Here is a 21,328-nt window from a genome sequence, read left to right as displayed (position 1 = left end):
GCTCCGCAAAGTCGCTCGCCGTCTCCCGGGAGGCATCGGTGCAGATCAACGTCATCTACGACCCGAGCGTCGCATCCGCGCCGTCAGGCTTCAAGACCGCGATCGCCTATGTCGTCAACCTGCTCGACACCGCCTTCACCAACAACGTCAGCCTCAACATCCATGTCGGCTGGGGCGAGGTCGGCGGCTCGGCAATCTCGTCCGGTTTTCTTGGTGAAAGCGAGGAGGCAAAGGCGCCGGCCTATGACTACACCACGATCAGGGATGCCTTGATCGCGCACGGCACCTCCAGCGCCCAACTCGCGGCCTTCGCGACCTTGCCCGCATCGGATCCGACCGGCGGTGGAACGTTCGATATCGGGCGCGCGGAAGCCAAGGCGCTCGGTCTGATCGGCGCCAACGATCCGGCCAATGACGGCTGGGTCGGCTTCGACGCCACGGCAAACTGGTCGTACGGACCGACCGCGACGCCGGGAAGCAATCAATACTATCTGGTCGGCTCGATCGAGCACGAGATCACCGAGGTGATGGGCCGCGACTCGCTGCTCGGCGTCAATGGCGAGCACTATTCCAATGGTTGGGGCGTCCCCGACCTGTTCCGCTTCTCGGCGCCCGGCGTCCGCGAGCTTGCGCCCGGCGCCGTCCACTCCACCGGCTATTTCTCGATCGACAATGGCGCGACCAGCCTCGCAAGCTGGAACAACCATGTCGCCAAGGGCGATCTCGGCGACTGGGATTCCGGCTTCGGCTCCGGCGGGGGTCCGGGCCCGTTCGGCGACGACGCCTTCAACAATGAAAGCAATTCCAGCGTCATCAACGGCTTTACCCAGACCGATTTCATCCAGATGCAGACGCTCGGGTGGAATCCGTCGGTGCCGGACAATTTCGTATTCAACGGCGAGATCTACTTCGTCGCGGCGAGCCATACCGCCAGCAACCTCGTCGTGCAGGCCAGCGGCACGCTCGACGTCGCGGGTACCGCAACCGCCGTTGCGCTTGATGGCGGCACTACCGAGATTGACAGCAGCGGTGCGATCCACGGCATCATCGTCGATGCCGGCAGCACGCTCACCGTCGATTCCGGAGGCACCGCCGACGGCATAACCATCGCAGGCGGGCTGGTCGATGTCGCGAGCGCCGCCTTGACCGGCGGCACGCCGATCGTGTTCCAGGGCACCGGCGGCACACTCGAGATCGACGGACACACGCCGCCGGCCAACATCATCAGCGGCTTTGCAATCGGCGACACCATCGATTTCTATGGCGTCAGCATCGGAAGCAATGCCACGGTCACGCTGCTGCCCGGCAATTTGCTCGAGCTCACCGAGCACAACAAGACCTTCGACTTCCAGCTCGATCCGAACGACAATTTCGCCGGCCAGACCTTTGGTGTCGGCGGCGACGGCTTTGGCGGCACCGCGCTCTTCCTGCTGCCGTCGGTGCTGTCGGTTGCGACCAGCAGTGCCGGCATCTCGAATGGCAATGGCGACCTCAACGTCGGCCACGCCGTCACCTTCACGCTCAACATGAGCGACGCCGTCACCGTGGACACCACCCACGGCGCGCCGACCTTGCTGCTCAACGACGGTGGTGTCGCGACGTTTACGGGCGGCAGCGGCAGCGATGCCCTGACCTTCAGCTTCACGGTCGCTGACGGCGACAACACAGCCGACCTCGCGGTATCAGCTTTCCTGCTGCATGGCGCGTCGCTGACGGACGGCTACGGCCATCATGCGAGCCTCGTCGGTGCGGTGACCAATCCCGGCGGCATCCTGCAGATCGACACCACCGCGCCGGCGTCCTCCGGGTTCCGCGCGGCGCCGACGACCGGCATCGAGACCGCCGGCGCGTCCGTCACCTTGACGCTGGCTTTCAACGAAGCCGTCACGGTGTCCGGCGGCACGCCGACGCTCGCGCTCAACAACGGCGCGAACGCGATCTTTGATGCGGCAGCGACCGCCGCGCTGCACGATCCAACCAAGCTCGCCTTCGACTATCTCGTCTCGGGGACCGACGATCCCACCGCGACGCTTGGGGTGACGCGCCTTAACGCGAACGGCGCTGCGATCTCCGATCTCGCCGGCAACGCCGCGGACCTCTCACATCTGAATGCGAGCTTCAACGGCCTTTCCGTCAACGACGCGCCGGCCTTCTCGGCCGACGGCTTGAGCCGTCCCGAGCTGCATTTCGGCACCGCAGGCAGCATCGTCCTCGACGCCGATGCGTCCAGCTTCGCGGCGACCTACGGCCTCGAATATCTCTATCTCGGCCTGCCCGCCGGCACGCCCTACCCGCCGGTGCCCGACACAAGCAGCGGGTTTCATCTGGTCTAGGCTCGCTTGAAACGTTTGCGGCTGACGATACCGCTACCCAAGCTGTGCGGTGAGCGGGCCAGCTACGCCGCCCGCCGCCGCTCGCGCAGGGCGTCGCCGAAGGCCTCGAACAGCGCGCGGTTGATCGGGTTGCGCTGCGGATCGTATTCGGCGTGCCATTGCACGCCGAGCGCAAAGCCGGGCGCATCGGCGATGCGGATCGCCTCGATGGTGCCGTCCTCGGCGATGCCCTCGATCACGACGCGCTTGCCGGGCTGGAGGATGCCCTGGCCGTGCAGCGAATTGACCCGAATGGTCTCGCAGCCGAGGATCCTTGCAAAGGCGCCACCCGGCGTCAGCGCGACGTCGTGACGGTCGGCGAACACCACGGTGGGATCGGGATGAATCTCGCCGTTCTCCAGCCGAGGCATCCGGTGGTTCATGCGGCCCGGGATCTCGCGGATCTCCGGATGCAGCGAGCCGCCGAAGGCGACGTTCATCTCCTGCAGGCCGCGGCAGATGCCGAAGATCGGCACGCCGCGCGCGACGCAGGCCTCCGACAGCGCCAGCGCGACGTCGTCGCGGTGGATATCGTAGGGCTCGTGAGCAGCGCAGGGTTCGGTGTTGAAGCGGGTCGGATGAACGTTGGCGCGGGCCCCCGTCAGCACCACGCCGTCGACCACGTCGAGCAAGGCGGCGACCTCGGTGATTTCGGGGCTGCCAGCGAACATCAAGGGCACGGCGCCCGACACCTCGGCAACCGCGCGAAGGTTGCGCTCTCCGACCATCTGGACTGTGAAACGATTTTCGATGCGATGGGCGTTTCCGATCACGCCGACCACGGGCCGTCTCATTATTGAAGTCTCGCGCAATGATTCTTCTAAGTTTGCGACTTTGCGGAGACGATCATGCCTTCGAGTTCCCGCCGGATCAACTGTCTATATCTGCACAGGGGGGCTTGCGATCCTGCACAGATTCGCAGCCCTCGGGGGCCCAAACCCGGCCTGGCGCCCAACGGTCGCGGCAGGACCACGGCACGTCAGCGGCAAACCGGCACGGTCCGCCCAGCTTGATCCCGGCGGGATTTTCGCCAAAGACTGCTCCAGACACCGTCGCGAAGGGGGAATCACCCGTGACTGACCCGGCTGACAATCGCCTGCAGGCCCGCAACGACATGGCGTGGGCGATCGCCGTCGGCGGCATCGGCATCGTGCTGTTCGCCGCCCTGCTGACGTTCGCCTGGCAGTTCGCCGCGACCCTGTTCCTGCTGTTCGCGGGTATGCTGCTCGGGGTCGCCCTCAATGCCATGGCTACCCTGCTCGGCCGGCTGACCGGGCTGCCTCACGCGTTGCGGCTTGCGATCGTCTGCCTGGCGATGGCTGGGCTATTGTCCGGCATCGTGTTCCTCGGCGGCACCACGATCGCGCAGCAGGCCACGGTGCTGAGCAACACGATCAAATCGCAGCTCGGCAACGTCAAGGAGTTCCTCGAGCAGCGCGGCGTCGATACCAGCTATCTCGACTTCACCAATGCCGCTGGTGAGGCGAAAGGCGAAGGCTCCGCCGTGACGACGACGACATCAACGCCCACAACGTCGTCGCAGTCGCACGGCATCCCCGGCGCCGGCGCGCTGGCCTCCAGTGGCGGCGCCATCATCAGTCAGACGCTGAAGGTGCTGCTCGGCACTGTCAGCGTCGTCGGCAACTTCTTCATCGTGCTGTTCCTGGGCCTCGCCTTCGCGGCCCAGCCGAGCATTTACCGCGCCGGATTGCTGTTCATCGCGCCGGCCAAATACCGCGCCCAGGCGACCGTCATCGTCGACCGCATCGGCGAGACGCTGGAACGCTGGCTGATCGCGCAGATCATCACCATGACCGCGGTGTTCCTCGTCACCTGGATCGGGCTCGCCATCATCGGCATTCCGAGCTCGTTCATCCTTGGCATCCAGGCCGGCCTGCTCGCCTTCATCCCGACGGTCGGCGCGATCTTGGGCGGGCTGATCGTGGTGCTGGCGAGCCTGGCGAGCGGATGGATCGCGGCGCTGTCGGCCTTCATCCTGTTCCTCGGCGTGCACGCGCTGGAAAGCTACGTGCTGACGCCGATCATCCAGCGCCAGGCGCTCGATATCCCGCCGGCAACACTGTTCGCGTTCCAGATCCTGCTCGGCGTCGTGTTCGGCATCTGGGGGCTGGCGCTGGCGCTGCCGCTGATGGCGATTGCCAAGGTGATGATCGACCACTTCAAGGCGGAGGATCAAGCGCCGGCGCAGGCAGCGTAAATCCCTCCTTAGGTGGTCAAGACGGTCTCGGTGTGCTCGACCTCGGGCGCGGCGGCAAAATAGGGACCGACCAGCGCGCGCCAGGCGGTGAAATCCTCGGAGCCGCGGAAATCGACGGTGTGGTTCTCCAGCGTCTCCCATTTGGCCACGAGGCGATAGCGCGACGGCTTCTCGATCGAACGGTGCAGTTCGAACCCCTTGCCGCCCTTGGCACGCAGGAACAGCGGGCGCGCCTTGGCCACCGCCGCCTCGAAATCCTTCTCGCTACCGGGCTTGACGTCGATCTGTGCGATTTCCGTGATCATCGAGCTCTGGCCTCCCTTGTTGGTTTCCCTTGAGGCCCGTCTCTAGCCCAGCCCGCCCAAAAGCAAAAGGCGCCCGCGTTGGGCGCCCGATCCGGCAATCACGCGGCGGTTCAGTTGAACAGCAGCACCGTGCCGACGACCATCAGCATCGCGCCGAGAAGCATCACGATCGGCCAGCGGCTCCTCGGTGGCTGGTATCGTCCCTGCGCGCGGCGTTCGGCGATCAGCGCGGTCTCGTATTCACCGGAGTCCGAGAACAGGCAAGCGAAGCCCCTGCGCGCCGAAGCCGCGTCGGCTTCGAGCGACATCAGGGCTGAATGGGGGTTGCGTGTTCGGATCGATTCCATGCCCGAAAGCATGGGATCGAATGGCTAACCAGTCGTTACCGCGCACTCACGCGCGGGCGGGCGTGGGCTTTTGCCGCGCCGATGCCGGCAGGCCCGCGGTCTTGCGCCGCCAATTCTCCAGCGACAGCGGCAATTCCTCCGCCGCCTCGACACGGTTGCGGCCGCTGCGCTTGGCCTGGTAGAGCGCCGTGTCGGCCGAGGCCAGCAGCACCTCGAGCTCGGTCCCGGCAGGTCCACCGGCCACGCCGATGCTGACCGTGGTATCGACCGAACCTTCCTCGCAGCTGATGTTGCTGTTCTCGAAGGCTTCGCGCACGCGCTCGGCGACCAGGACGCCCTCCTCCAGCGAGCACGGCAGCAGTGCCGCGAACTCCTCGCCGCCGATCCGGCCCGACAGATCGCTGATCCTGAGGCTGTTGACCACCACGGCGGAGAACAGTTTCAGGATCTCGTCGCCCGCGGGATGGCCGAACCGGTCGTTGATCGACTTGAAGTGATCAAGGTCGAAGATCATCACGGTGACCGGCCGGCCGGCCGTGGCCTCCCGCTCGATCACCCGCGCGCAGGCTTCGGTAAATCCGCGGCGGTTGAGCATGCCGCTCAAGGGATCGACCGACGCAGCGGTCTTGTGCACGGCCACCGCGCGGTCAGACACCATCATGAAGATCACGAACACCGTGCCGATCGCGTACAGCACGAGCTCGATCGAGAATAGCGTGACCCAGAAGCTGCTGATGAAGTTCTGGCCGTTCAGCCGCAGCAGGTCGCCGACCAGGATCGGCAGCATCAGGACGCAGCCATGTGCGACCGGGATCGCGATCGCAATCCAGCGACGTTGCATCGCGCGGCGGCGCTCGCTCCATAGTTCGGAGGCGGTCAGCGCGGCGTAGATCGCGACGATCCCGGCGCCGATGGTCAGGCGCATCGCCGGATCCTGCATGGTCGTCACGGTGCCGATCCAAGCGAGCGGACCGAGCACAAGGCCCAGCAGGTTGGCCTTGCGGCCGTGGAAGATACGCGCAGCATTCCAGACCATGCCGCAGGCGGCGAAGCCGATCGCATTGAGGCCCAGCAGGACCATCGGATCGAGCGTCGAGCTGCCGACCGTCCACAGCGCGACGGAGGCCGCACCGAGCAGATAGGCGGTGCCCCACCATTTCAGCGCGGGAATGTTCTCCTGCCTGCCGAACAACCAGAGCATGGCGCCGAGCATGCCCGCGACCATGGTGGCGAACAGATAAAGCGTCGATGGATCGAACGACATAGTGTCACCCCAGCCCGGTGATGCAACGTTCGCAGGCGCAAATAATACGGTGATGCAGCGCCAGTGCGAGCCCGCAAGCTAGAAGGCCCGAGTTCCAATTTCGTTTGCACGCACACGCAAGTTTTCATGAAAAACTGCGCTAATTCGCGTCGAAGCACGCGCTGTTGGGTGCAGCAAAAAGGGCGCCTCGCGGCGCCCTCTGCAACTCGATGCACACGGCAATTGCCGCGAATTTGAGAACTCGAATTAGCGCTTCGAGAACTGGAAGGACTTGCGGGCCTTGGCCTTGCCGTACTTCTTGCGCTCGACCGTGCGGCTATCGCGGGTCAGGAAGCCGCCCTTCTTGAGGACGCCGCGCAGCTCGGGCTCGAAGTTGGTCAGCGCCTTCGAGATACCGTGGCGGACAGCACCGGCCTGGCCGGACAGACCGCCACCGGCGACGGTGCAGATCACGTCGTACTGGCCGTTACGGGCGGCAGCGACCAGCGGCTGCTGGATCATCATGCGCAGCACCGGGCGGGCGAAGTAGACTTCGATGTCGCGGGTGTTGACCGAGATCTTGCCGGCGCCCGGCTTGATCCAGACGCGGGCGACCGCGTCCTTGCGCTTGCCGGTGGCGTAGGCGCGGTTGAACTTGTCGATCTTCTTGACGTACTTCGGCGCGTCGGGAGCCGCCGGCTTGACCTGCGAGAGCTGGTCGAGGGACTGCAAAGTATCGGACATTATGCGGCCCTCGTGTTCTTGCGATTCAGGGAGGCGATATCAACCTTCTCGGGGCTCTGGGCCTCATGCGGATGCTCGGCACCCGGATAGACGCGCAGATTGCCCATCTGCATACGGCCGAGCGGACCGCGCGGGATCATGCGCTCGATCGCCTTCTCGACGACGCGCTCGGGGAAGCGACCCTCGAGGATCTGCTTCGCGGTGCGCTCCTTGATGCCACCGATGAAGCCGGTGTGCTTGTAGTAGACCTTCTGGTCGCGCTTGCGACCAGTCAGCACCACATGCGCGGCGTTAACGATGATGACGTTGTCGCCGCAATCGACATGCGGGGTGTAGGTGGGCAGGTGTTTGCCGCGCAGGCGCATCGCGACGAGCGTGGCGAGACGACCGACGACCAGACCCTTGGCGTCGATCACAACCCACTTCTTCGTCACTTCGGCGGGCTTGGCCGAGAACGTGCTCATGTGTGAAATCCGTGAAAAGGAAATCGGCGCCGAATGCGCCGAACTGCGTGGGTTTCTAGAGAAGCCGCGGGCGCGCGTCAACGTCGATACGCGCAATTTATATCAGCAAAAACAATCGCTTGCAAATATGGTGTAATAATACCGCAGAAAAGACTATTGATTTGGAATGGAATAGGTCGCCGTGACATGGGCAATCGGATCCGGAGAGGTGCCGGACAGCAGGTTCACCTCGCCGACCGCAAGCCGTTTGCCGAGCTTCAGCAGCTTGGCCACCGCAAGCACATCCTGCCCCGGCTGGCCCTTGCGCAGGAAGTTGATGTTGAGGTTGGTGGTGACGGCAAGGCCGATCGGCCCGATCGCGGACAGCAGCACCACATACATCGCGAAATCCGCCAGCCCCATCAGGGTCGGTCCGGACACCGTGCCGCCCGGACGCAGCATGCGCTCGCTGAAGCGCTGGCGCAGCAGGGCCGTCTCGCCGTCGGCGCTTTCGATCCGGATGTCGTCGTGGGTGAACGCCTGCGGAAATTCCTTGCGCAGGAACTCCTCCAGATCAGCCACGCTCATTTTCGCAATCGCCATGCGGTCCCTGCCCTCGCTTCAGCCTGCCTGTTACATTAAGTTGTCATAGAGACCAAAGTGGAATTTTTGCCATGTCCGCCCAAGCCGCCCGCGCCGAAGCGCCGCAACACCAGCCAATCCTGCTGCGCGAGACCGTGGGCAGTATCGCGCGACTGACGCTCAACCGCGTCGCGGCGCGCAACAGCCTTTCCGAGGGCCTGATCGGCGAGTTGCACGCTGCGCTGAACGATATCGGCGCTGACAAGAGCATCCGTGCGGTCGTGCTCGCCGCCAACGGCCCGGCCTTCTGCGCGGGCCACGACCTCAAGGAGCTCACCGCGCGCCGCACCGACGCCGACCGCGGCCGCGCCTATTTCGCAGAGATCATGAACGCCTGCAGCGCGATGATGCAGGCGATCGTGCATCTGCCGAAGCCGGTCGTGGCATCCGTCCAGGGCATCGCGACCGCGGCGGGCTGCCAGCTCGTCGCGAGCTGCGACCTCGCGGTTGCCTCCGAGGCCGCGGCGTTTGCGACGCCAGGCGTCGACATCGGGCTGTTCTGCTCGACGCCGATGGTGGCGCTGTCGCGCAACGTGCCGCGCAAGCAGGCGATGGAGATGTTGCTGACCGGTGAACCAGTCTCCGCGGCAACGGCGCAGAGCATTGGCCTCGTCAACCGCGTAGTGCCGGCAGGCACCGAACGCGACGCCGCGATCGCGCTGGCCGAGAAGGTCGCGCTGAAATCGGCCTACACCGTCAAGCTCGGCAAAGAGGCGTTCTATCGCCAGGCCGAGATGAGCCTCACTGAGGCCTATCGCTTCGCGGCCGAGGTGATGACTGAGAACATGATGGCGCGCGATGCCGAGGAAGGCATCGGCGCCTTCATCGAGAAGCGCGACCCGAAGTGGCAGGATAAATGACGGCGCAATTTTGCTTCGTCATTCCGGGGCGATGCGCAGCATCGAACCCGGAATTTCGAGATTCCGGGTTCTCGCTTCGCGAGCCCCGGAATGACAAACCCGGAAGACAGATGAACCACGACGCCTACGACGACAACTACATCCGCAGCATCCTGAACAACGTGAAATCGATCGCGATGGTCGGTGCCTCGCCGGTCAATGTGCGGCCGAGCTATTTCGCGTTCAAGTATCTGGCGCAGCGCGGCTACGACATGATCCCGGTCAACCCCGGCCATGTCGGCAAGGCGCTGATGGGCAAGCCGTTCGTCGCATCGCTCGCGGATATCGATCGCCCGATCGACATGATCGACATCTTCCGCAATTCGAGCCACATCATGCCCGTCGTCGAGGAGGCGCTGAAATTGTCGCCGCTGCCGAAGGTGATCTGGATGCAGCTCGGCGCACGCGACGATGCCGCCGCCGAGAAGGCGGAGGCCGCAGGCCTCAAGGTTGTGATGAACCGCTGCCCGAAGATCGAGTACGGCCGGCTGTCGTCGGAGATCTCCTGGATGGGCGTCAACTCGCGCACGCTGAGTTCCAAGCGCGCGCCGATCCCGACTCAGGGCATGCGGCTGTCGCTCAACCGCACGAGTTTTGGCGGCGGCCAGACTGCGGCATCCGACCGCGCGGCAAAAAACAAGACCGAGACGACCTGACATCGCAGCGGAATAATCGCTCCGATCATCCGGTATAGCCCGGGATGCCCCTCCCAAAACCGGCGGCGTGCCCAACTCGCTTGACGGCGGACGCCGCCGCCATCAGCATGCCGCGCGTTTCGACCAGGCCACAACAGGACACAAAGAATGACCGATCGCCTTCCGGGATTTTCCACCCTCGCCGTGCACGCCGGCGCGCAGCCTGATCCCACCACCGGCGCGCGGGCGACGCCGATCTACCAGACCACGTCATTCGTCTTCAACGACGCCGACCATGCGGCGTCGCTGTTCGGCCTGCAGGCCTTCGGCAACATCTATACCCGCATCGGCAACCCGACCAACGCGGTGCTCGAGGAACGCGTCGCAGCGCTCGAGGGCGGCACGGCAGCGCTCGCGGTTGCCTCCGGCCACGCCGCGCAGCTCGTGGTGTTGCAACAACTGCTCCGGCCCGGCGACGAAATCATCGCCGCGCGAAAACTCTATGGCGGCTCGATCAACCAGTTCACCCACGCCTTCAAGGCGTTCGGCTGGAACGTCGCCTGGGCCGATCCCGACGACGTCGCAAGCTTCGAACAGGCGGTGACGCCGCATACCAAGGCGATCTTCATCGAGTCGATCGCCAACCCCGCCGGCAGCATCACCGATATCGAGGCGATCGCGGCCGTCGCGCGCAAGGCCGGCGTGCCGCTGATCGTCGACAACACGCTGGCCTCGCCGTATCTGATCAAGCCGATCGACCATGGCGCCGACATCGTCGTGCACTCCCTGACCAAGTTTCTCGGCGGTCACGGCAACTCGCTTGGCGGCATCATCGTCGACGCCGGCACCTTCGACTGGTCGAAGGACAACAAATATCCGATGCTGAGCGAGCCGCGCCCGGAATATCACGGCATCCGGATCCAGGAGACCTTTGGCAATTTCGCCTTCGCAATCGCCTGCCGCGTGCTCGGCCTGCGCGACCTCGGCCCCGCGCTGTCGCCGTTCAACGCCTTCATGATCCTGACTGGCATCGAGACGCTGCCGCTGCGCATGCAGAAGCACTGCGACAATGCCAAGGCGGTGGCGGAATTCCTCTCCACCCACCCGGCCGTGTCGGCGGTGAACTACGCCGGTCTGCCCGGCGACAGGTACAACGCCCTGCAGCGCAAATACGCGCCGAGGGGCGCCGGCGCGGTGTTCACCTTCAGCCTCAAGGGCGGCTACGACGCAGGCGTCAATCTGGTGTCGAACCTGAGGCTGTTCTCTCACCTCGCCAATGTCGGCGACACCCGCTCGCTGGTGATCCACCCGGCCTCGACCACCCACAGCCAGCTCGACGACGCCGCCAAGGTGAAATCGGGCGCCGCGCCCGAGGTGGTGCGGCTGTCGATCGGGATCGAGGACAAGGAAGACCTGATCGCGGACCTCGACCAGGCCCTGCGCGCCTGATCCCGACGTTGGTTCCGGGAGCGGTGCACCCGCATCGCTCCGGCAACCTTGCCCGAACCGACCGTCTCGTTAACGCTTAATACCGACGGGTCTCTCGTTAACGCTCAATCCGGCATAAAGTGGCAGTGATAGGCTCCGGATGATTCGGGAGACCATTGATGCTGCGCTGGATATTGCCGCTCGCGATCGCGCTGTTTGCGATTTCGCCTGCTGACGCCGCCGACGGCCCTGTCGTCACCAAACGCGCCACCGTCAAGGCCGCGCGCCAGCTGCCGGCGGGTCTGCCGCGCCGACAATACGCCTACCGCACCACCATCACGTCACCGACCTATGTGCGGCGCGGACGCCAGCTCGTGGTCGTCGAGCCCAAGGTGATCCCGCTCAACTCAGAGCCGTACATCCCGTACATGCAGGGTGAACCGCTGCTGCCTGGATCGTCGTCATTGCCCGGCTATTACGGCAACTGGCACTCCTACAATTATTACGGCCCCTATTACGGCGGCGCCTATGTGACCTACTGGGACCGCCTGCCCTACGCCTGCGGCGTCTACGGCTACTGCTAGCCCGGGACACGCGCGTGGCCAGATCGCCGCAGAAGAAAACCAGCGCACCGGCTTCGGGCAACGCTGTGACCGCCGACCTCGTCGCGGTGCTGGTCGCCGTCACCGACGGCACGCCGAGGATCATGACCATCGCCGGCGGCTCCGCGCTGCCGAGCGGCCCGTTCGAGTTCACCCATCGCTCGCTGCAGACCGCGCTGCGCGCCTGGGTCGAGGCGCAGACTGGCCATCCGCTCGGCTATGTCGAGCAGCTCTACACCTTTGCCGACCGCGGCCGGTCCGGCGACGCCAGGACGCCGCACAGCGTCTCGATCAGCTATCTCGGCCTGACCCGCGAGGACCAGGTCGGCGAAGGTTTTGAGGCACATTGGTCCGGCTGGTACGACTATTTCCCCTGGGAGGATCATCGCGCCGGCACGCCGGTCTGCCTTGCGAAGATGATCGCGCCGAAGCTGAAGACATGGGCGAAGGCAGCACCATCACCAACACTGCAGCGCGAGCGCTGGCAGCGCTGCGCGATCACCTTCGGCCTCGACGATCGCGACTGGAACGAAGAACTCGTGCTGCAGCGCTACGAGCTGCTCTACGAGGCGTTGCTGATCCCGGAAGCCGGGCGCGCGCATGACCGCGAGGCGCCGATCGTGCCGGGCAAGCCGATGTCGGCGGATCATCGCCGCATCCTCGCGACCGGAATCGCGCGGCTGCGCGCCAAGATCAAATACCGTCCGGTGGTATTCGAATTGATGCCGGCCGAGTTCACCCTGCTGCAACTGCAACGCAGTGTTGAGGCACTCGCAGGCCGGCTGGTCCACAAGCAGAACTTCCGCCGGCTCATCGAGCAGCAGGAACTCGTTGAAGAGACTGGCGCAATGGCCGCCGATACCGTCGGACGGCCGGCCAAGCTGTTCCGCTTCCGCCACGCCGTCTTGGCCGAACGGGCCGTCGCCGGCACCAAGCTCCCGCTTTCGCGCACTTGACATGCCTTATGCTCAGGATAAGTATAAACCATCTTATGCTCAAGGAGAGTATAAATGGTTGCACTCGATACCGATCTGCTCACCCGCACCGCGCCGCTCTATGAGCGCGTCAAGCGCGTCATCCCGCCATTCGAATGGGCCACGTTCGCCGAGGACGTCGACGCGATCCTCGAACTGAAACGCCGCCGCAATGCGGTGGTGCTGGCACACAACTACCAGACGCCGGAGATCTTCCACGGCGTCGCCGATATCGTCGGCGACAGTCTCTTGCTCGCGCGTGAAGCAACCAAGGTCGACGCCGATGTCATCGTGCTCGCGGGCGTGCACTTCATGGCCGAGACGGCGAAGCTCTTGAACCCGGCCAAGACCGTGCTGATCCCGGACCTCAAGGCCGGCTGCTCGCTGGCGGACTCCATCACGCCAGCCGACGTGCGGCTGATGCGCGCGCGCTACCCGGACGCGCCCGTGGTTGCCTATGTCAACACGTCGACCGCGGTGAAGGCGGAGTCCGACATCTGCTGCACGTCAGGCAATGCGCTCAGGATCGTGGAATCGCTCGACGCCGAGCGCGTCATCATGCTGCCGGATGAATATCTGGCGCAGAACATCGCCAAGCAGACCAGCAAGAAGATCATCGCCTGGAAGGGCCATTGCGAGGTGCATGAGCTGTTCACCGCCGACGACGTGCGTCAGCTGCGTGAGAATTATCCCGATGTCACCGTTCTGGCGCATCCGGAATGCCTGCCCGAGGTGGTCGCCGAAGCGGACTTTTCCGGCTCGACGGCTGCGATGCAGTCGTTCGTCGAGACCAAGCGTCCGCCGCGTGTGGTGCTGCTGACGGAATGCTCGATGAGCGACAACATCGCGGCCCGCAATCCCGATGTCGACTTCGTCCGGCCCTGCAATCTCTGTCCGCACATGAAGCGGATCACGCTGAAGAACATCCGCCACGCGCTGGAGACCAATCAGCACGAGGTCATGATCGATCCCGCGATCGCCGATCGCGCGCGCAGGAGTGTCGAAAGGATGCTGGCGATATGAGTACCGATATCTCCGATCTCAACGGCCGCCCGGTGATCATCGGCGGCGGCGCCGCGGGGCTGATGACCGCGCTGCAGCTCGCGCCCGAGCCGGTCGTGCTGCTGTCGAAATCGCCGCTCGGCGCGGAAGCCTCCAGCATGTGGGCTCAAGGTGGTCTCGCCGCGCCGGTCGGCGCGGATGACACCCCTGCCCTCCATCTCGCCGATACTCTTGCTGCGGGTGCCGGCCTCTGTGATGCGGCCGCAGCATCCCGGATCGTCCACGCCGCGCCTGCCGCCGTGGAGCATCTCGCTGAGCTCGGCGTCGCCTTCGACCGACGCGCCGACGGCAGCTGGCGTCTCGGGCTCGAGGCCGCGCACGGCCGCAACCGCATCGTGCACGCCACCGGTGACGGCACCGGCCGCGAGATCATGCGCGCGCTGATATCCGCGGTCCGCCAGACGCCGTCGATCACCTTGCTGGAAGGCGTCGAGGCGCGGCGGCTGCTGGTCGAGGACAATGCGGTCAAGGGCGTGCTCGCAGCCAGCGACCGCGGTGCTCTGACGATCGCGACCAATCGTGTGGTGATCGCGACCGGCGGCATCGGCGGGCTGTTTTCAGACAGCACCAATCCCGGCGGATGTTTCGGCCAGGGGCTCGCGCTCGCGGCCCATGCCGGCGCAAAGCTGTCGGATCTCGAATTCGTCCAGTTTCATCCGACCGCATTCGACGGGCCGTCACGCCCGATGCCACTGCTGACCGAGGCGATCCGCGGCGACGGCGCGACCCTGATCGACGAGACCGGGCAGCGCTTCATGGCCGATCAGCCCGGCGCCGAGCTTGCGCCACGCGACATCGTCGCGCGCGCCGTCTGGCGCCACCGCGCCGCGGGGCACCGCACCTTCCTCGATGCGCGCCAGCATCCAGGCGCCGACTTCGCGCAGCGCTATCCCGTGATCAGCGCGTTCTGCAAGATGGCGGGCATCGATCCCGCCACAGATCCGATCCCGATCCGGCCGGCGGTCCACTACCACATGGGCGGCATCGCGGTTGACGGCCATGGCCGCAGCACGGTGCAGGGCCTATGGGCCTGCGGCGAGGCCGCGCGCACCGGGCTGCACGGTGCAAACCGGCTCGCCAGCAACTCGCTGATGGAAGCGATCGTCTGCGCGCGTTGGGTCGCCGAGAGCATCGAAGGCGTCTGCGCAGGTCCACGCGCGATGCTGAGCGAACACACGATGCCGCCCGCCTCCGATCCCTCTGCCGTACGTCCGATCCTGACCCAGGGGCTCGGCGTGCTGCGCGATCACGACGGTATCGCACGCGCGATCCGGAGCCTCTATCCGCTCGCACGCAGTCCCAGTGCGGCATCCGACGCCGCTTTGGTCGGATTGATGATCGCGATTGCCGCCATCAGGCGCGAGGAAAGCCGCGGCGGTCATTTCCGCACCGATTTCCCCCACACCGCTTTGTCGGCAGCGCCATCTTCCCTCACCCGTGCGGAAGCGCTCGCCGCCGCGCACGACATCGTTGAATCCAAGCTATCAGCCAGGAGTGCCCGCTCATGACCCTTAATCCCCTGTTGCCGCTGCTGTATGAGCCGATCGTGCAAACCGCCTTGCGCGAGGATCTCGGCCGCGCCGGCGATATCACGGCAGACGCCATCGTACCTGCCAGCCAGCAGGCCCGCCTCGTGATGCGGGCGCGGCAGCCCGGCGTGATCGCCGGGCTCGACATCGCGCGCACCGTCTTCCAGACGGTGTCGCCGGCGGTCGAGCTGCGCGCCGAGCGGCCCGACGGCAGCACGGTCGAGCCCGACCAGGTCATCGCGATCATCGACGGCCCGGCCCGCAGCTTGCTCACGGCAGAACGCACCGCGCTCAACTTCCTCTGCCATCTGAGCGGCGTCGCGACCGCAACCGCCACACTCGTCAAGGCCGTCTCAGGTACTCGCGCGCAGATCGTCTGCACCCGCAAGACCACGCCGGGGCTGCGTGCGCTGGAGAAGTACGCGGTGCGCGCCGGCGGCGGCGGCAATCACCGCTTCGGTCTCGACGATGCCGTGCTGATCAAGGACAACCATGTCGCGCTCGCCGGCGGTGTCCGTCCTGCGATCGAGCGCGCCAAGGCCAATACCGGTCATCTCGTGAAGATCGAGGTCGAGGTCGACACGCTGGCGCAGCTTGAAGAGGTGCTGGCACTCGGTGTCGACGCGGTCCTGCTCGACAACATGACGACAGAGCAGCTCGGCCAGGCGGTAGCAATGGCACGCGGCAAGGCGCTCACCGAAGCCTCCGGCCGCATCACGGCTACGACCGCCGCGGCGATCGCCGCCACCGGCGTCGATTTGATCTCGGCCGGCTGGATAACCCACAGCTCGGCCACGCTCGATATCGGGCTCGACTATCTGTCCTGATGGATCAAAGCGACTGGCCGACCGGAACCAGATTCGGCTGGTCCCGTTCGGTCCGCCGCGCCGCGAAGCGCTCGGCCTGCAGCACCGCGAGCGTCAGCACGACGATCGCGACCGCCTGGTGCGTCAGCGCCAGATCGATTGGCACCTGACGCAGCAGCGTCAGGATGCCGAGCGTCGCCTGCAGCGTGATTGCGGCCACCAACCACCAGGCGCCCGCTATCACCGCACCGCCGGCGCGGGAGCGCACGGCATCGATCGCATGCGCGATCGCTAGCGCGAACAGCAAATAGGCGGTCATGCGGTGCTCGAACTGCACCGTCAGCGTGTTGTCGAACAAATTGCGCCACCACGGCGTCTCGAACCACAGCCGGTCGGCCGACGGGATCAAGCCGCCGTCGATCTCGGGCCAGGTGTTGTAGACCCGGCCCGCGCGCAGCCCCGCGACCAGCGCGCCGAAATAGAGCTGCACGAAGGTAAGCACGAGCAGCACCGCGCTCGTGATCTTCAGCCTGAGCGGCGCGATCACGGATGGATGGTCCGTCAAGCGCCGCAGCGTCCAGACGATCGCGGCGAAGATCAGAAGCGCCAGCACCAGATGCGTCGCCAACCGATATTGCGACACCTCGACGCGCTCCGAGAGGCCGGACGCCACCATCCACCAACCGACGCCACCCTGCAGCGCGCCGAGACCGAAGATCACCCACAGCCGCCGGCCGAGTTCGCCGCTCACCGCGCCACGCCACAGGAAATACAGGAACGGCAGCAGGTAGGCGGCGCCGATCACCCGGCCGAGCAGCCGGTGGCTCCACTCCCACCAGAAGATCGTCTTGAACTGCTCAAGCGTCATCCCCGCATTGAGCTCGCGATATTGCGGGATGGTCTTGTAGCCCTCGAAGGCCTTCGTCCACTGCGCCTCGGTCAGCGGCGGCAGCGCGCCGGTCACCGGCTTCCATTCGACGATCGACAGGCCGGACTCGGTGAGCCGCGTGGCGCCGCCGACCAGGACCATCAGCGCGATCAGGGCGGCGACCGCGATCAGCCAGACCCTGACGGCGCGGAGCTGCGATGGTTGTGCGGAAATACCGGCCATTTCGCCCTGACTTGATTGGATTTTCGGGCCCCTTATAGTCCGCCGCGCCGGTCGCGCAAGCGCCGCCCGGAGCCGCGTTCCGATCGATCCGGAACGAGCTCCAGAACCTTGTTTTGACGCGTTTTCTAGCGCGAACCGGTACCCACTTCGCGCGAAAACACTCTGGATCACGAGTTTACATCTCCGCCATGGCCATACGCACCCGCAAACTGCTCGGAACCATCTTCCTGCTGATCCTGGTCGTGGTGTGGTCGCTGCTTGGCATGACGATCGCCCAGACCCCGTGGCTCGCCAATTCAGGACTGCTCCAGGCGATTTTCTATGTCGTCGCGGGACTTGGCTGGGTGCTGCCGGCGATGCCGATCGTCTCCTGGATGTCGCGGCCCGACCGCGCCTAGATCGCGCCCTCGTCGCGCCCGTGCCGGGTCGGCCGCACCGGTGCGAACATCACGCCCGAGAGCAGCACGCGCATCATCCGCAGCGACCGCACGCGGCCGTCCCATGCGACGCGCGGCAGCGCGTAGAGATTGGTGCGCCCCTGCGCCTCGACCACCCCTGATATGGTCGACACCGCACTGGCAAAGCCGGCCTCCTCGGCCATCACGACATGCGGACGGCGGAATGCGTCGCGGTCCCCGAAGGGGAATGCGAAATGCTTGATCGGGCGCCGAAGCGCGCTCTCGGCAACCGCCTTCCCCATCGCCATCTCGCGCTGCGCGTCGCTATCCCTGAGATTGGACAGGACGGAATAGTTCACGGTCGCGCTGCCGAACGTCACGTTCGGATCAGCCGCGAGCTTCGCGAGATCCTGCCAGTCGAGCGACGCGCTGCGTGACAATTGCGCCGCATCGGCCGAATAGCGTCGGCCAAGATCGTTTACCGCATAGGACAGATCAGGCGGCGACAGCTTGCGCAGCCAGCCGGACAGGAAATCGAACAGCTCGTATTTGTCCGACAGGCTCGAGACCACGAAGTGCCGCTCCCTGCCATCGATGACAAGGCTGATGCGGCTCTCGCGCGCGATGATGTCCTCGAGCACCAGCCACCACGCCGTGCCCACGCCATCCGGGAAAGCCGTCGGCAGGTAGAGGGTAAAGGGGACGCCGTGCCTTGCGAGCACGGGATAGCCATGCGTGACGAAGTCCTTGCTGGCGCCGTCGAAGGTCAGGCAGACAATGCGCCGGCGCTCCGGCATGGTCACCGCGCGGCGGCAAGCCTCGTCGATCCCGACGATGTCGTACTTCCAGCGCTTCAGCGCGCGAATGGTGCGATCGAGGAAGGCAGGCGTGATCTCCTCGAACTTCAGCGGCTGGAACCGGGCCCGGCGCGCGGGACGGACGCGCGCGAAGCGCAGGATCGCCCCGGCGCTCCCGGCCTCGTGCTCCCGCAGACGGAAGGCGCCGCTGAAATAGGCGAGCTCCATCCGGGCCCGCCGCAAAATCCTGTTGTCCGGCGCCAAAATCCCCGCCTCTGCCCGGCGGTTCCCACACATGCCGCCAAGCCCCCTGCCGAGCTATTCTTATTACTCTTTGTTGACATTTCCCTGCGAAGGTCGGCCCCAGCCGAGACCTGTAAATTAATACCTTAAAAAATTTGGGTTCCGAGATGATCATGGCGGCGGCAGTTGAAGGCCAGACGGCGGGGACGCGACCATGGCCGAACGCAATTCGCGTCGCCGGCGTCGACATCTTTCATGATCTCGCTGCCGCCGAGGCGACCTGGCGCAGTCTCGAGACACCGCAACACAGCTACACGCCCTATCAGCGCTTCGATTTCCTCGCCAACTGGCAACGCCAGGTCGGCGAGCGCGAGGGACTGCGGCCCTTCATCGTCGTGGCCCATGACAGCGAACGCCGTCCGCTGCTGCTGCTGCCGCTTGCAATCGAGTCTCGCCTGGGCGCGAACTGCGCGAGCTTCATGGGCGGCAAGCATGCGACCTTCAACATGGCGCTGTACGACAAGGACTTCGCCGCCAACGCAACCGAAGCCGACATCACGGCTCTGATGAACTCGATTGCCGAGCGGTCCCGCGTCGACGCGCTCGTGTTGTGCCAGCAGCCGTTGCGCTGGCAGGACCAGCCTAATCCACTGGCGTTGCTGCCGCACCAGGCTTCGGTGAACGACTGTCCGCTGCTTGTGATCGAGCCCAGCGCCGCGCCCGCAGCGCTGATCAGCAATTCGTTCCGCCGTCGCCTCAAGGGTAAGGAGCGCAAGCTGCAGCCGCTGCCCGGCTACCGCTATCACGTCGCGGCCGACAGCGCCGACGTCTGCCGCCTGCTCGACTGGTTCTTCCGCGTCAAGCCGCAGCGCATGGCCGAGCAGAAGCTGCCGGACGTGTTCGCCGAGCCCGGCGTCGAGCAGTTCATCCGCAGCGCCTGCCTTGCGCCGCGCCCCGACGGCAAGGGCTACGCGATCGACATTCACGCGCTGGAGTGCGACGAGGAAGTGATTGCGATCTACGCCGGTGTCTCCGACGGTCATCGGTTCTCGATGATGTTCAACACCTACACGATGTCGGCCAACTCCAAGTTCAGCCCCGGCCTGATCCTGATGCGCGACATCATCGATCGCCATGCCGGCATGAACTACCGCGCCTTCGACCTCGGCATCGGCTCGGACGAATACAAGCGGCTGTTCTGCAAGGACGACGAAGCGATCGTCGACAGCTTCGTTCCGCTCAGCCTGCGCGGCAAGCCGGCGGCAAGCGCGCTGGCGGCCATCAGCCGCGCCAAGCGCGTCGTGAAGCAAAATCCGGCGCTGTTCGAAATCGCGCAGAACCTGCGCAGCATGTTCCGCTGAGGACGCCCACAGGGCGACGTTAGATAGAGCTGTCGGACGCCTGCCGTCCGCTCTCGACGCCAAGCCGCATCATCGCATCGAACACCAGCATCGCGGCCGGCGAGAGCGCTCGCCTGCGCAGCTTGATCAGCCCGTAACTCTCGAGCATCAGCTGGTCGCGGATGCGCAGCATCTTGAAGCGCTGCGGATCGAGCAGATCGAAGATCAAGAGGGGCACCGGCACGATCGCATCGATCCCTGCGGCAATTCCGATCGAGGCGGAGAAGGATTCGGTGTTGATCATGCGCTGCGGCGGCGCAATGCCCCGGCTGTAGAACAACCGCTCGAGCGCCTGGCGCATGAAGGATTCCCGCGGCTGGGAAATCCATTGCAGGTCGACCGTGTCTTCCAGATTGACGCTGTCGAGCGCGGCCAGCGGATGCTCGGCGCGAACCAGCAGGCCGGCCTGCTCGGCGCCGATCTCGTGATAGTCGAACTGCCCGGAATCGACGCCGACGGGTATCCGCGCAACGATGAAGTCGAGCTCAAGCGCGAGCAGGCGCGCAACCAGCGGCGGGCTGGTGCTGACATCGAGTGAAATGTTCACCCGGTGCAGCTTCTCGCCGAGATACTGCATCACATCGACGACGAGGTCGATGCTGGGCTTGGCAACCGTTCCGACCGATACGGTGCCGAGTTCGCCGGACCGGTAACCGGCGAATTCATTGGTGACCCGGTCAAGGTCGGCCAGCACGCTCCTGCCGCCCCGGATCAGGATCGAGCCATAGGCCGTCGGCTCGACGCCGCGCGCCGTCCGCTCGAACAACGGAACCCGTGCCACGGCCTCGATCTCGGCCAGCATCTTGGATGCCGCCGACTGGGTGATGTTGAGGCGCTCGGCGGCCAGCTGCAGCTTACGCTCGCTGTCGAGCGCGACCAGCAGGCGCAACTGGCGCAATTTCAGATTGTTGATCACGGCCCGCCACCATCCTGGCTCTTGAGTCTATCTTGACGCGCTTTCCTGCCGCGAACCGGCATCCATTTCGCTGGAAAACGCTCCAGGGTTCCCGCGTTCATACCGCGGTGCATCATGACAGTTTCGCCGTGGCTCCATTCCCAAATGCCATTAGTCACGCGGCGGTCGATTACACAACAATGAATGCAATACTTGCAAGGGCAAGGCGACGAAC

Annotated in this window: 23 protein-coding genes; 13 read left to right on the top strand and 10 right to left on the bottom strand. The window is 65.3% G+C overall.

All coding sequences use genetic code 11. The features are described from left to right. The first annotated feature begins 38 nt into the window (after positions 1-38). Positions 39-2,333 carry an NF038122 family metalloprotease gene (locus tag BraRD5C2_RS07525; protein ID WP_223967639.1) on the top strand — a complete coding sequence of 765 codons (2,295 nt, stop codon included), beginning with the start codon at positions 39-41 and terminating at the stop codon, positions 2,331-2,333. A 62-nt stretch (positions 2,334-2,395) separates the two neighbouring features. Here the strand turns inward: BraRD5C2_RS07525 and BraRD5C2_RS07520 are convergent, their stop codons facing one another. After that, a complete protein-coding gene (locus BraRD5C2_RS07520) occupies positions 2,396-3,166 on the bottom strand; it encodes a gamma-glutamyl-gamma-aminobutyrate hydrolase family protein (protein WP_223967638.1) in 771 nt (256 codons plus the stop codon). Positions 3,167-3,444: 278 nt separating this feature from the next. Between BraRD5C2_RS07520 and BraRD5C2_RS07515 the strand changes: the two genes are divergently transcribed. After that, positions 3,445-4,590, top strand: coding sequence for an AI-2E family transporter (locus BraRD5C2_RS07515; protein ID WP_223967637.1), 1,146 nt, complete (start codon positions 3,445-3,447; stop codon positions 4,588-4,590). Between the two features lie 8 nt (positions 4,591-4,598). Here BraRD5C2_RS07515 and BraRD5C2_RS07510 read toward each other — a convergent pair whose 3' ends face one another. From BraRD5C2_RS07510 to rplM, 5 genes are all read right to left on the bottom strand, one after another. Further along, positions 4,599-4,895 (bottom strand): antibiotic biosynthesis monooxygenase family protein, encoded by a 297-nt coding sequence (locus BraRD5C2_RS07510; protein ID WP_076857811.1) that lies wholly within the window; start codon positions 4,893-4,895, stop codon positions 4,599-4,601. 110 nt (positions 4,896-5,005) lie between these two features. Next, complete coding sequence (locus tag BraRD5C2_RS07505; protein ID WP_223967636.1) at positions 5,006-5,242, bottom strand: hypothetical protein; 237 nt, start codon at positions 5,240-5,242, stop codon at positions 5,006-5,008. A gap of 46 nt (positions 5,243-5,288) precedes the next feature. Next, positions 5,289-6,506 carry a GGDEF domain-containing protein gene (locus BraRD5C2_RS07500; RefSeq protein WP_223967635.1) on the bottom strand — a complete coding sequence of 406 codons (1,218 nt, stop codon included), beginning with the start codon at positions 6,504-6,506 and terminating at the stop codon, positions 5,289-5,291. A 246-nt stretch (positions 6,507-6,752) separates the two neighbouring features. After that, positions 6,753-7,229, bottom strand: a complete 477-nt coding sequence (gene rpsI / locus BraRD5C2_RS07495; protein WP_223967634.1) for a 30S ribosomal protein S9 — start codon at positions 7,227-7,229, stop codon at positions 6,753-6,755. Next, on the bottom strand, positions 7,229-7,693 hold the full coding sequence (gene rplM / locus BraRD5C2_RS07490) for a 50S ribosomal protein L13 (RefSeq protein WP_050405657.1): 465 nt from the start codon (positions 7,691-7,693) through the stop codon (positions 7,229-7,231). Before rplM ends, rpsI begins: the two co-directional genes overlap by 1 nt. Between rplM and BraRD5C2_RS07485 the strand changes: the two genes are divergently transcribed. After that, positions 7,632-7,829, top strand: coding sequence for a hypothetical protein (locus tag BraRD5C2_RS07485; RefSeq protein ID WP_223967672.1), 198 nt, complete (start codon positions 7,632-7,634; stop codon positions 7,827-7,829). The two genes, rplM and BraRD5C2_RS07485, sit on opposite strands and share 62 nt — an antisense overlap. Positions 7,830-7,846: 17 nt before the next feature. Here BraRD5C2_RS07485 and BraRD5C2_RS07480 read toward each other — a convergent pair whose 3' ends face one another. Further along, a complete protein-coding gene (locus BraRD5C2_RS07480) occupies positions 7,847-8,275 on the bottom strand; it encodes a PaaI family thioesterase (RefSeq protein WP_097673498.1) in 429 nt (142 codons plus the stop codon). Positions 8,276-8,346: 71 nt separating this feature from the next. Between BraRD5C2_RS07480 and BraRD5C2_RS07475 the strand changes: the two genes are divergently transcribed. The 8 genes from BraRD5C2_RS07475 to nadC all read left to right on the top strand — a co-directional run bounded on the left by BraRD5C2_RS07475 (position 8,347) and on the right by nadC (position 16,270). Next, a complete protein-coding gene (locus BraRD5C2_RS07475) occupies positions 8,347-9,174 on the top strand; it encodes an enoyl-CoA hydratase (protein ID WP_223967633.1) in 828 nt (275 codons plus the stop codon). Positions 9,175-9,284: 110 nt separating this feature from the next. Continuing rightward, positions 9,285-9,869, top strand: coding sequence for a CoA-binding protein (locus BraRD5C2_RS07470; protein ID WP_050405660.1), 585 nt, complete (start codon positions 9,285-9,287; stop codon positions 9,867-9,869). 147 nt (positions 9,870-10,016) lie between these two features. Beyond that, a complete protein-coding gene (locus BraRD5C2_RS07465) occupies positions 10,017-11,297 on the top strand; it encodes an O-acetylhomoserine aminocarboxypropyltransferase (RefSeq protein WP_223967632.1) in 1,281 nt (426 codons plus the stop codon). Between the two features lie 158 nt (positions 11,298-11,455). Continuing rightward, positions 11,456-11,860, top strand: coding sequence for a hypothetical protein (locus BraRD5C2_RS07460; RefSeq protein ID WP_223967631.1), 405 nt, complete (start codon positions 11,456-11,458; stop codon positions 11,858-11,860). Positions 11,861-11,874: 14 nt separating this feature from the next. Next, complete coding sequence (locus tag BraRD5C2_RS07455) at positions 11,875-12,834, top strand: NUDIX hydrolase (protein WP_223967630.1); 960 nt, start codon at positions 11,875-11,877, stop codon at positions 12,832-12,834. Positions 12,835-12,888: 54 nt separating this feature from the next. Beyond that, on the top strand, positions 12,889-13,875 hold the full coding sequence (gene nadA, locus BraRD5C2_RS07450; RefSeq protein ID WP_223967629.1) for a quinolinate synthase NadA: 987 nt from the start codon (positions 12,889-12,891) through the stop codon (positions 13,873-13,875). Next, positions 13,872-15,422 carry an L-aspartate oxidase gene (locus BraRD5C2_RS07445; protein ID WP_223967628.1) on the top strand — a complete coding sequence of 517 codons (1,551 nt, stop codon included), beginning with the start codon at positions 13,872-13,874 and terminating at the stop codon, positions 15,420-15,422. Before nadA ends, BraRD5C2_RS07445 begins: the two co-directional genes overlap by 4 nt. After that, on the top strand, positions 15,419-16,270 hold the full coding sequence (nadC, locus tag BraRD5C2_RS07440; protein WP_223967627.1) for a carboxylating nicotinate-nucleotide diphosphorylase: 852 nt from the start codon (positions 15,419-15,421) through the stop codon (positions 16,268-16,270). Before BraRD5C2_RS07445 ends, nadC begins: the two co-directional genes overlap by 4 nt. A gap of 4 nt (positions 16,271-16,274) precedes the next feature. On the opposite strand, the gene BraRD5C2_RS07435 is transcribed toward nadC, so the two are convergent. Beyond that, on the bottom strand, positions 16,275-17,360 hold the full coding sequence (locus BraRD5C2_RS07435) for a COX15/CtaA family protein (RefSeq protein WP_223967626.1): 1,086 nt from the start codon (positions 17,358-17,360) through the stop codon (positions 16,275-16,277). A gap of 188 nt (positions 17,361-17,548) precedes the next feature. On the opposite strand from BraRD5C2_RS07435, the gene BraRD5C2_RS07430 reads away from it, so the two are divergent. Beyond that, positions 17,549-17,758, top strand: coding sequence for a DUF2842 domain-containing protein (locus BraRD5C2_RS07430; RefSeq protein ID WP_050422561.1), 210 nt, complete (start codon positions 17,549-17,551; stop codon positions 17,756-17,758). Here the strand turns inward: BraRD5C2_RS07430 and BraRD5C2_RS07425 are convergent. Next, positions 17,755-18,783 (bottom strand): polysaccharide deacetylase family protein, encoded by a 1,029-nt coding sequence (locus BraRD5C2_RS07425; protein ID WP_223967625.1) that lies wholly within the window; start codon positions 18,781-18,783, stop codon positions 17,755-17,757. The two genes, BraRD5C2_RS07430 and BraRD5C2_RS07425, sit on opposite strands and share 4 nt — an antisense overlap. A gap of 182 nt (positions 18,784-18,965) precedes the next feature. Between BraRD5C2_RS07425 and BraRD5C2_RS07420 the strand changes: the two genes are divergently transcribed. Further along, complete coding sequence (locus BraRD5C2_RS07420; RefSeq protein ID WP_223967624.1) at positions 18,966-20,159, top strand: GNAT family N-acetyltransferase; 1,194 nt, start codon at positions 18,966-18,968, stop codon at positions 20,157-20,159. A 19-nt stretch (positions 20,160-20,178) separates the two neighbouring features. Here the strand turns inward: BraRD5C2_RS07420 and BraRD5C2_RS07415 are convergent, their stop codons facing one another. Beyond that, entirely contained in the window at positions 20,179-21,114 is a 936-nt protein-coding gene (locus BraRD5C2_RS07415; RefSeq protein WP_223967623.1) for a LysR family transcriptional regulator, read from the bottom strand. Positions 21,115-21,328 lie beyond the last annotated feature (214 nt).

The organism is Bradyrhizobium sp. RD5-C2, from assembly GCF_019972155.1.
Taxonomy (GTDB): Bacteria; Pseudomonadota; Alphaproteobacteria; order Rhizobiales; family Xanthobacteraceae; genus Bradyrhizobium.
Note: the sequence above shows the minus strand (reverse complement) of the source record. Positions and strands in the feature narration are given on the sequence as shown.

Bases quoted from the DNA above. Each gene is read 5' to 3' on its own strand.
- BraRD5C2_RS07420 (WP_223967624.1), top strand. From the start codon at position 18,966: ATGATCATGGCGGCGGCAGTTGAAGGCCAGACGGCGGGGACGCGACCA.
- BraRD5C2_RS07505 (WP_223967636.1), bottom strand. From the start codon at position 5,242: ATGGAATCGATCCGAACACGCAACCCCCATTCAGCCCTGATGTCGCTC.
- BraRD5C2_RS07520 (WP_223967638.1), bottom strand. From the start codon at position 3,166: ATGAGACGGCCCGTGGTCGGCGTGATCGGAAACGCCCATCGCATCGAA.
- BraRD5C2_RS07465 (WP_223967632.1), top strand. From the start codon at position 10,017: ATGACCGATCGCCTTCCGGGATTTTCCACCCTCGCCGTGCACGCCGGC.
- BraRD5C2_RS07445 (WP_223967628.1), top strand. From the start codon at position 13,872: ATGAGTACCGATATCTCCGATCTCAACGGCCGCCCGGTGATCATCGGC.
- BraRD5C2_RS07480 (WP_097673498.1), bottom strand. From the start codon at position 8,275: ATGGCGATTGCGAAAATGAGCGTGGCTGATCTGGAGGAGTTCCTGCGC.
- rplM (WP_050405657.1), bottom strand. From the start codon at position 7,693: ATGAGCACGTTCTCGGCCAAGCCCGCCGAAGTGACGAAGAAGTGGGTT.
- BraRD5C2_RS07460 (WP_223967631.1), top strand. From the start codon at position 11,456: ATGCTGCGCTGGATATTGCCGCTCGCGATCGCGCTGTTTGCGATTTCG.
- BraRD5C2_RS07500 (WP_223967635.1), bottom strand. From the start codon at position 6,506: ATGTCGTTCGATCCATCGACGCTTTATCTGTTCGCCACCATGGTCGCG.
- nadC (WP_223967627.1), top strand. From the start codon at position 15,419: ATGACCCTTAATCCCCTGTTGCCGCTGCTGTATGAGCCGATCGTGCAA.
- rpsI (WP_223967634.1), bottom strand. From the start codon at position 7,229: ATGTCCGATACTTTGCAGTCCCTCGACCAGCTCTCGCAGGTCAAGCCG.
- BraRD5C2_RS07470 (WP_050405660.1), top strand. From the start codon at position 9,285: ATGAACCACGACGCCTACGACGACAACTACATCCGCAGCATCCTGAAC.
- BraRD5C2_RS07430 (WP_050422561.1), top strand. From the start codon at position 17,549: ATGGCCATACGCACCCGCAAACTGCTCGGAACCATCTTCCTGCTGATC.
- nadA (WP_223967629.1), top strand. From the start codon at position 12,889: ATGGTTGCACTCGATACCGATCTGCTCACCCGCACCGCGCCGCTCTAT.
- BraRD5C2_RS07425 (WP_223967625.1), bottom strand. From the start codon at position 18,783: ATGGAGCTCGCCTATTTCAGCGGCGCCTTCCGTCTGCGGGAGCACGAG.
- BraRD5C2_RS07510 (WP_076857811.1), bottom strand. From the start codon at position 4,895: ATGATCACGGAAATCGCACAGATCGACGTCAAGCCCGGTAGCGAGAAG.
- BraRD5C2_RS07435 (WP_223967626.1), bottom strand. From the start codon at position 17,360: ATGGCCGGTATTTCCGCACAACCATCGCAGCTCCGCGCCGTCAGGGTC.
- BraRD5C2_RS07475 (WP_223967633.1), top strand. From the start codon at position 8,347: ATGTCCGCCCAAGCCGCCCGCGCCGAAGCGCCGCAACACCAGCCAATC.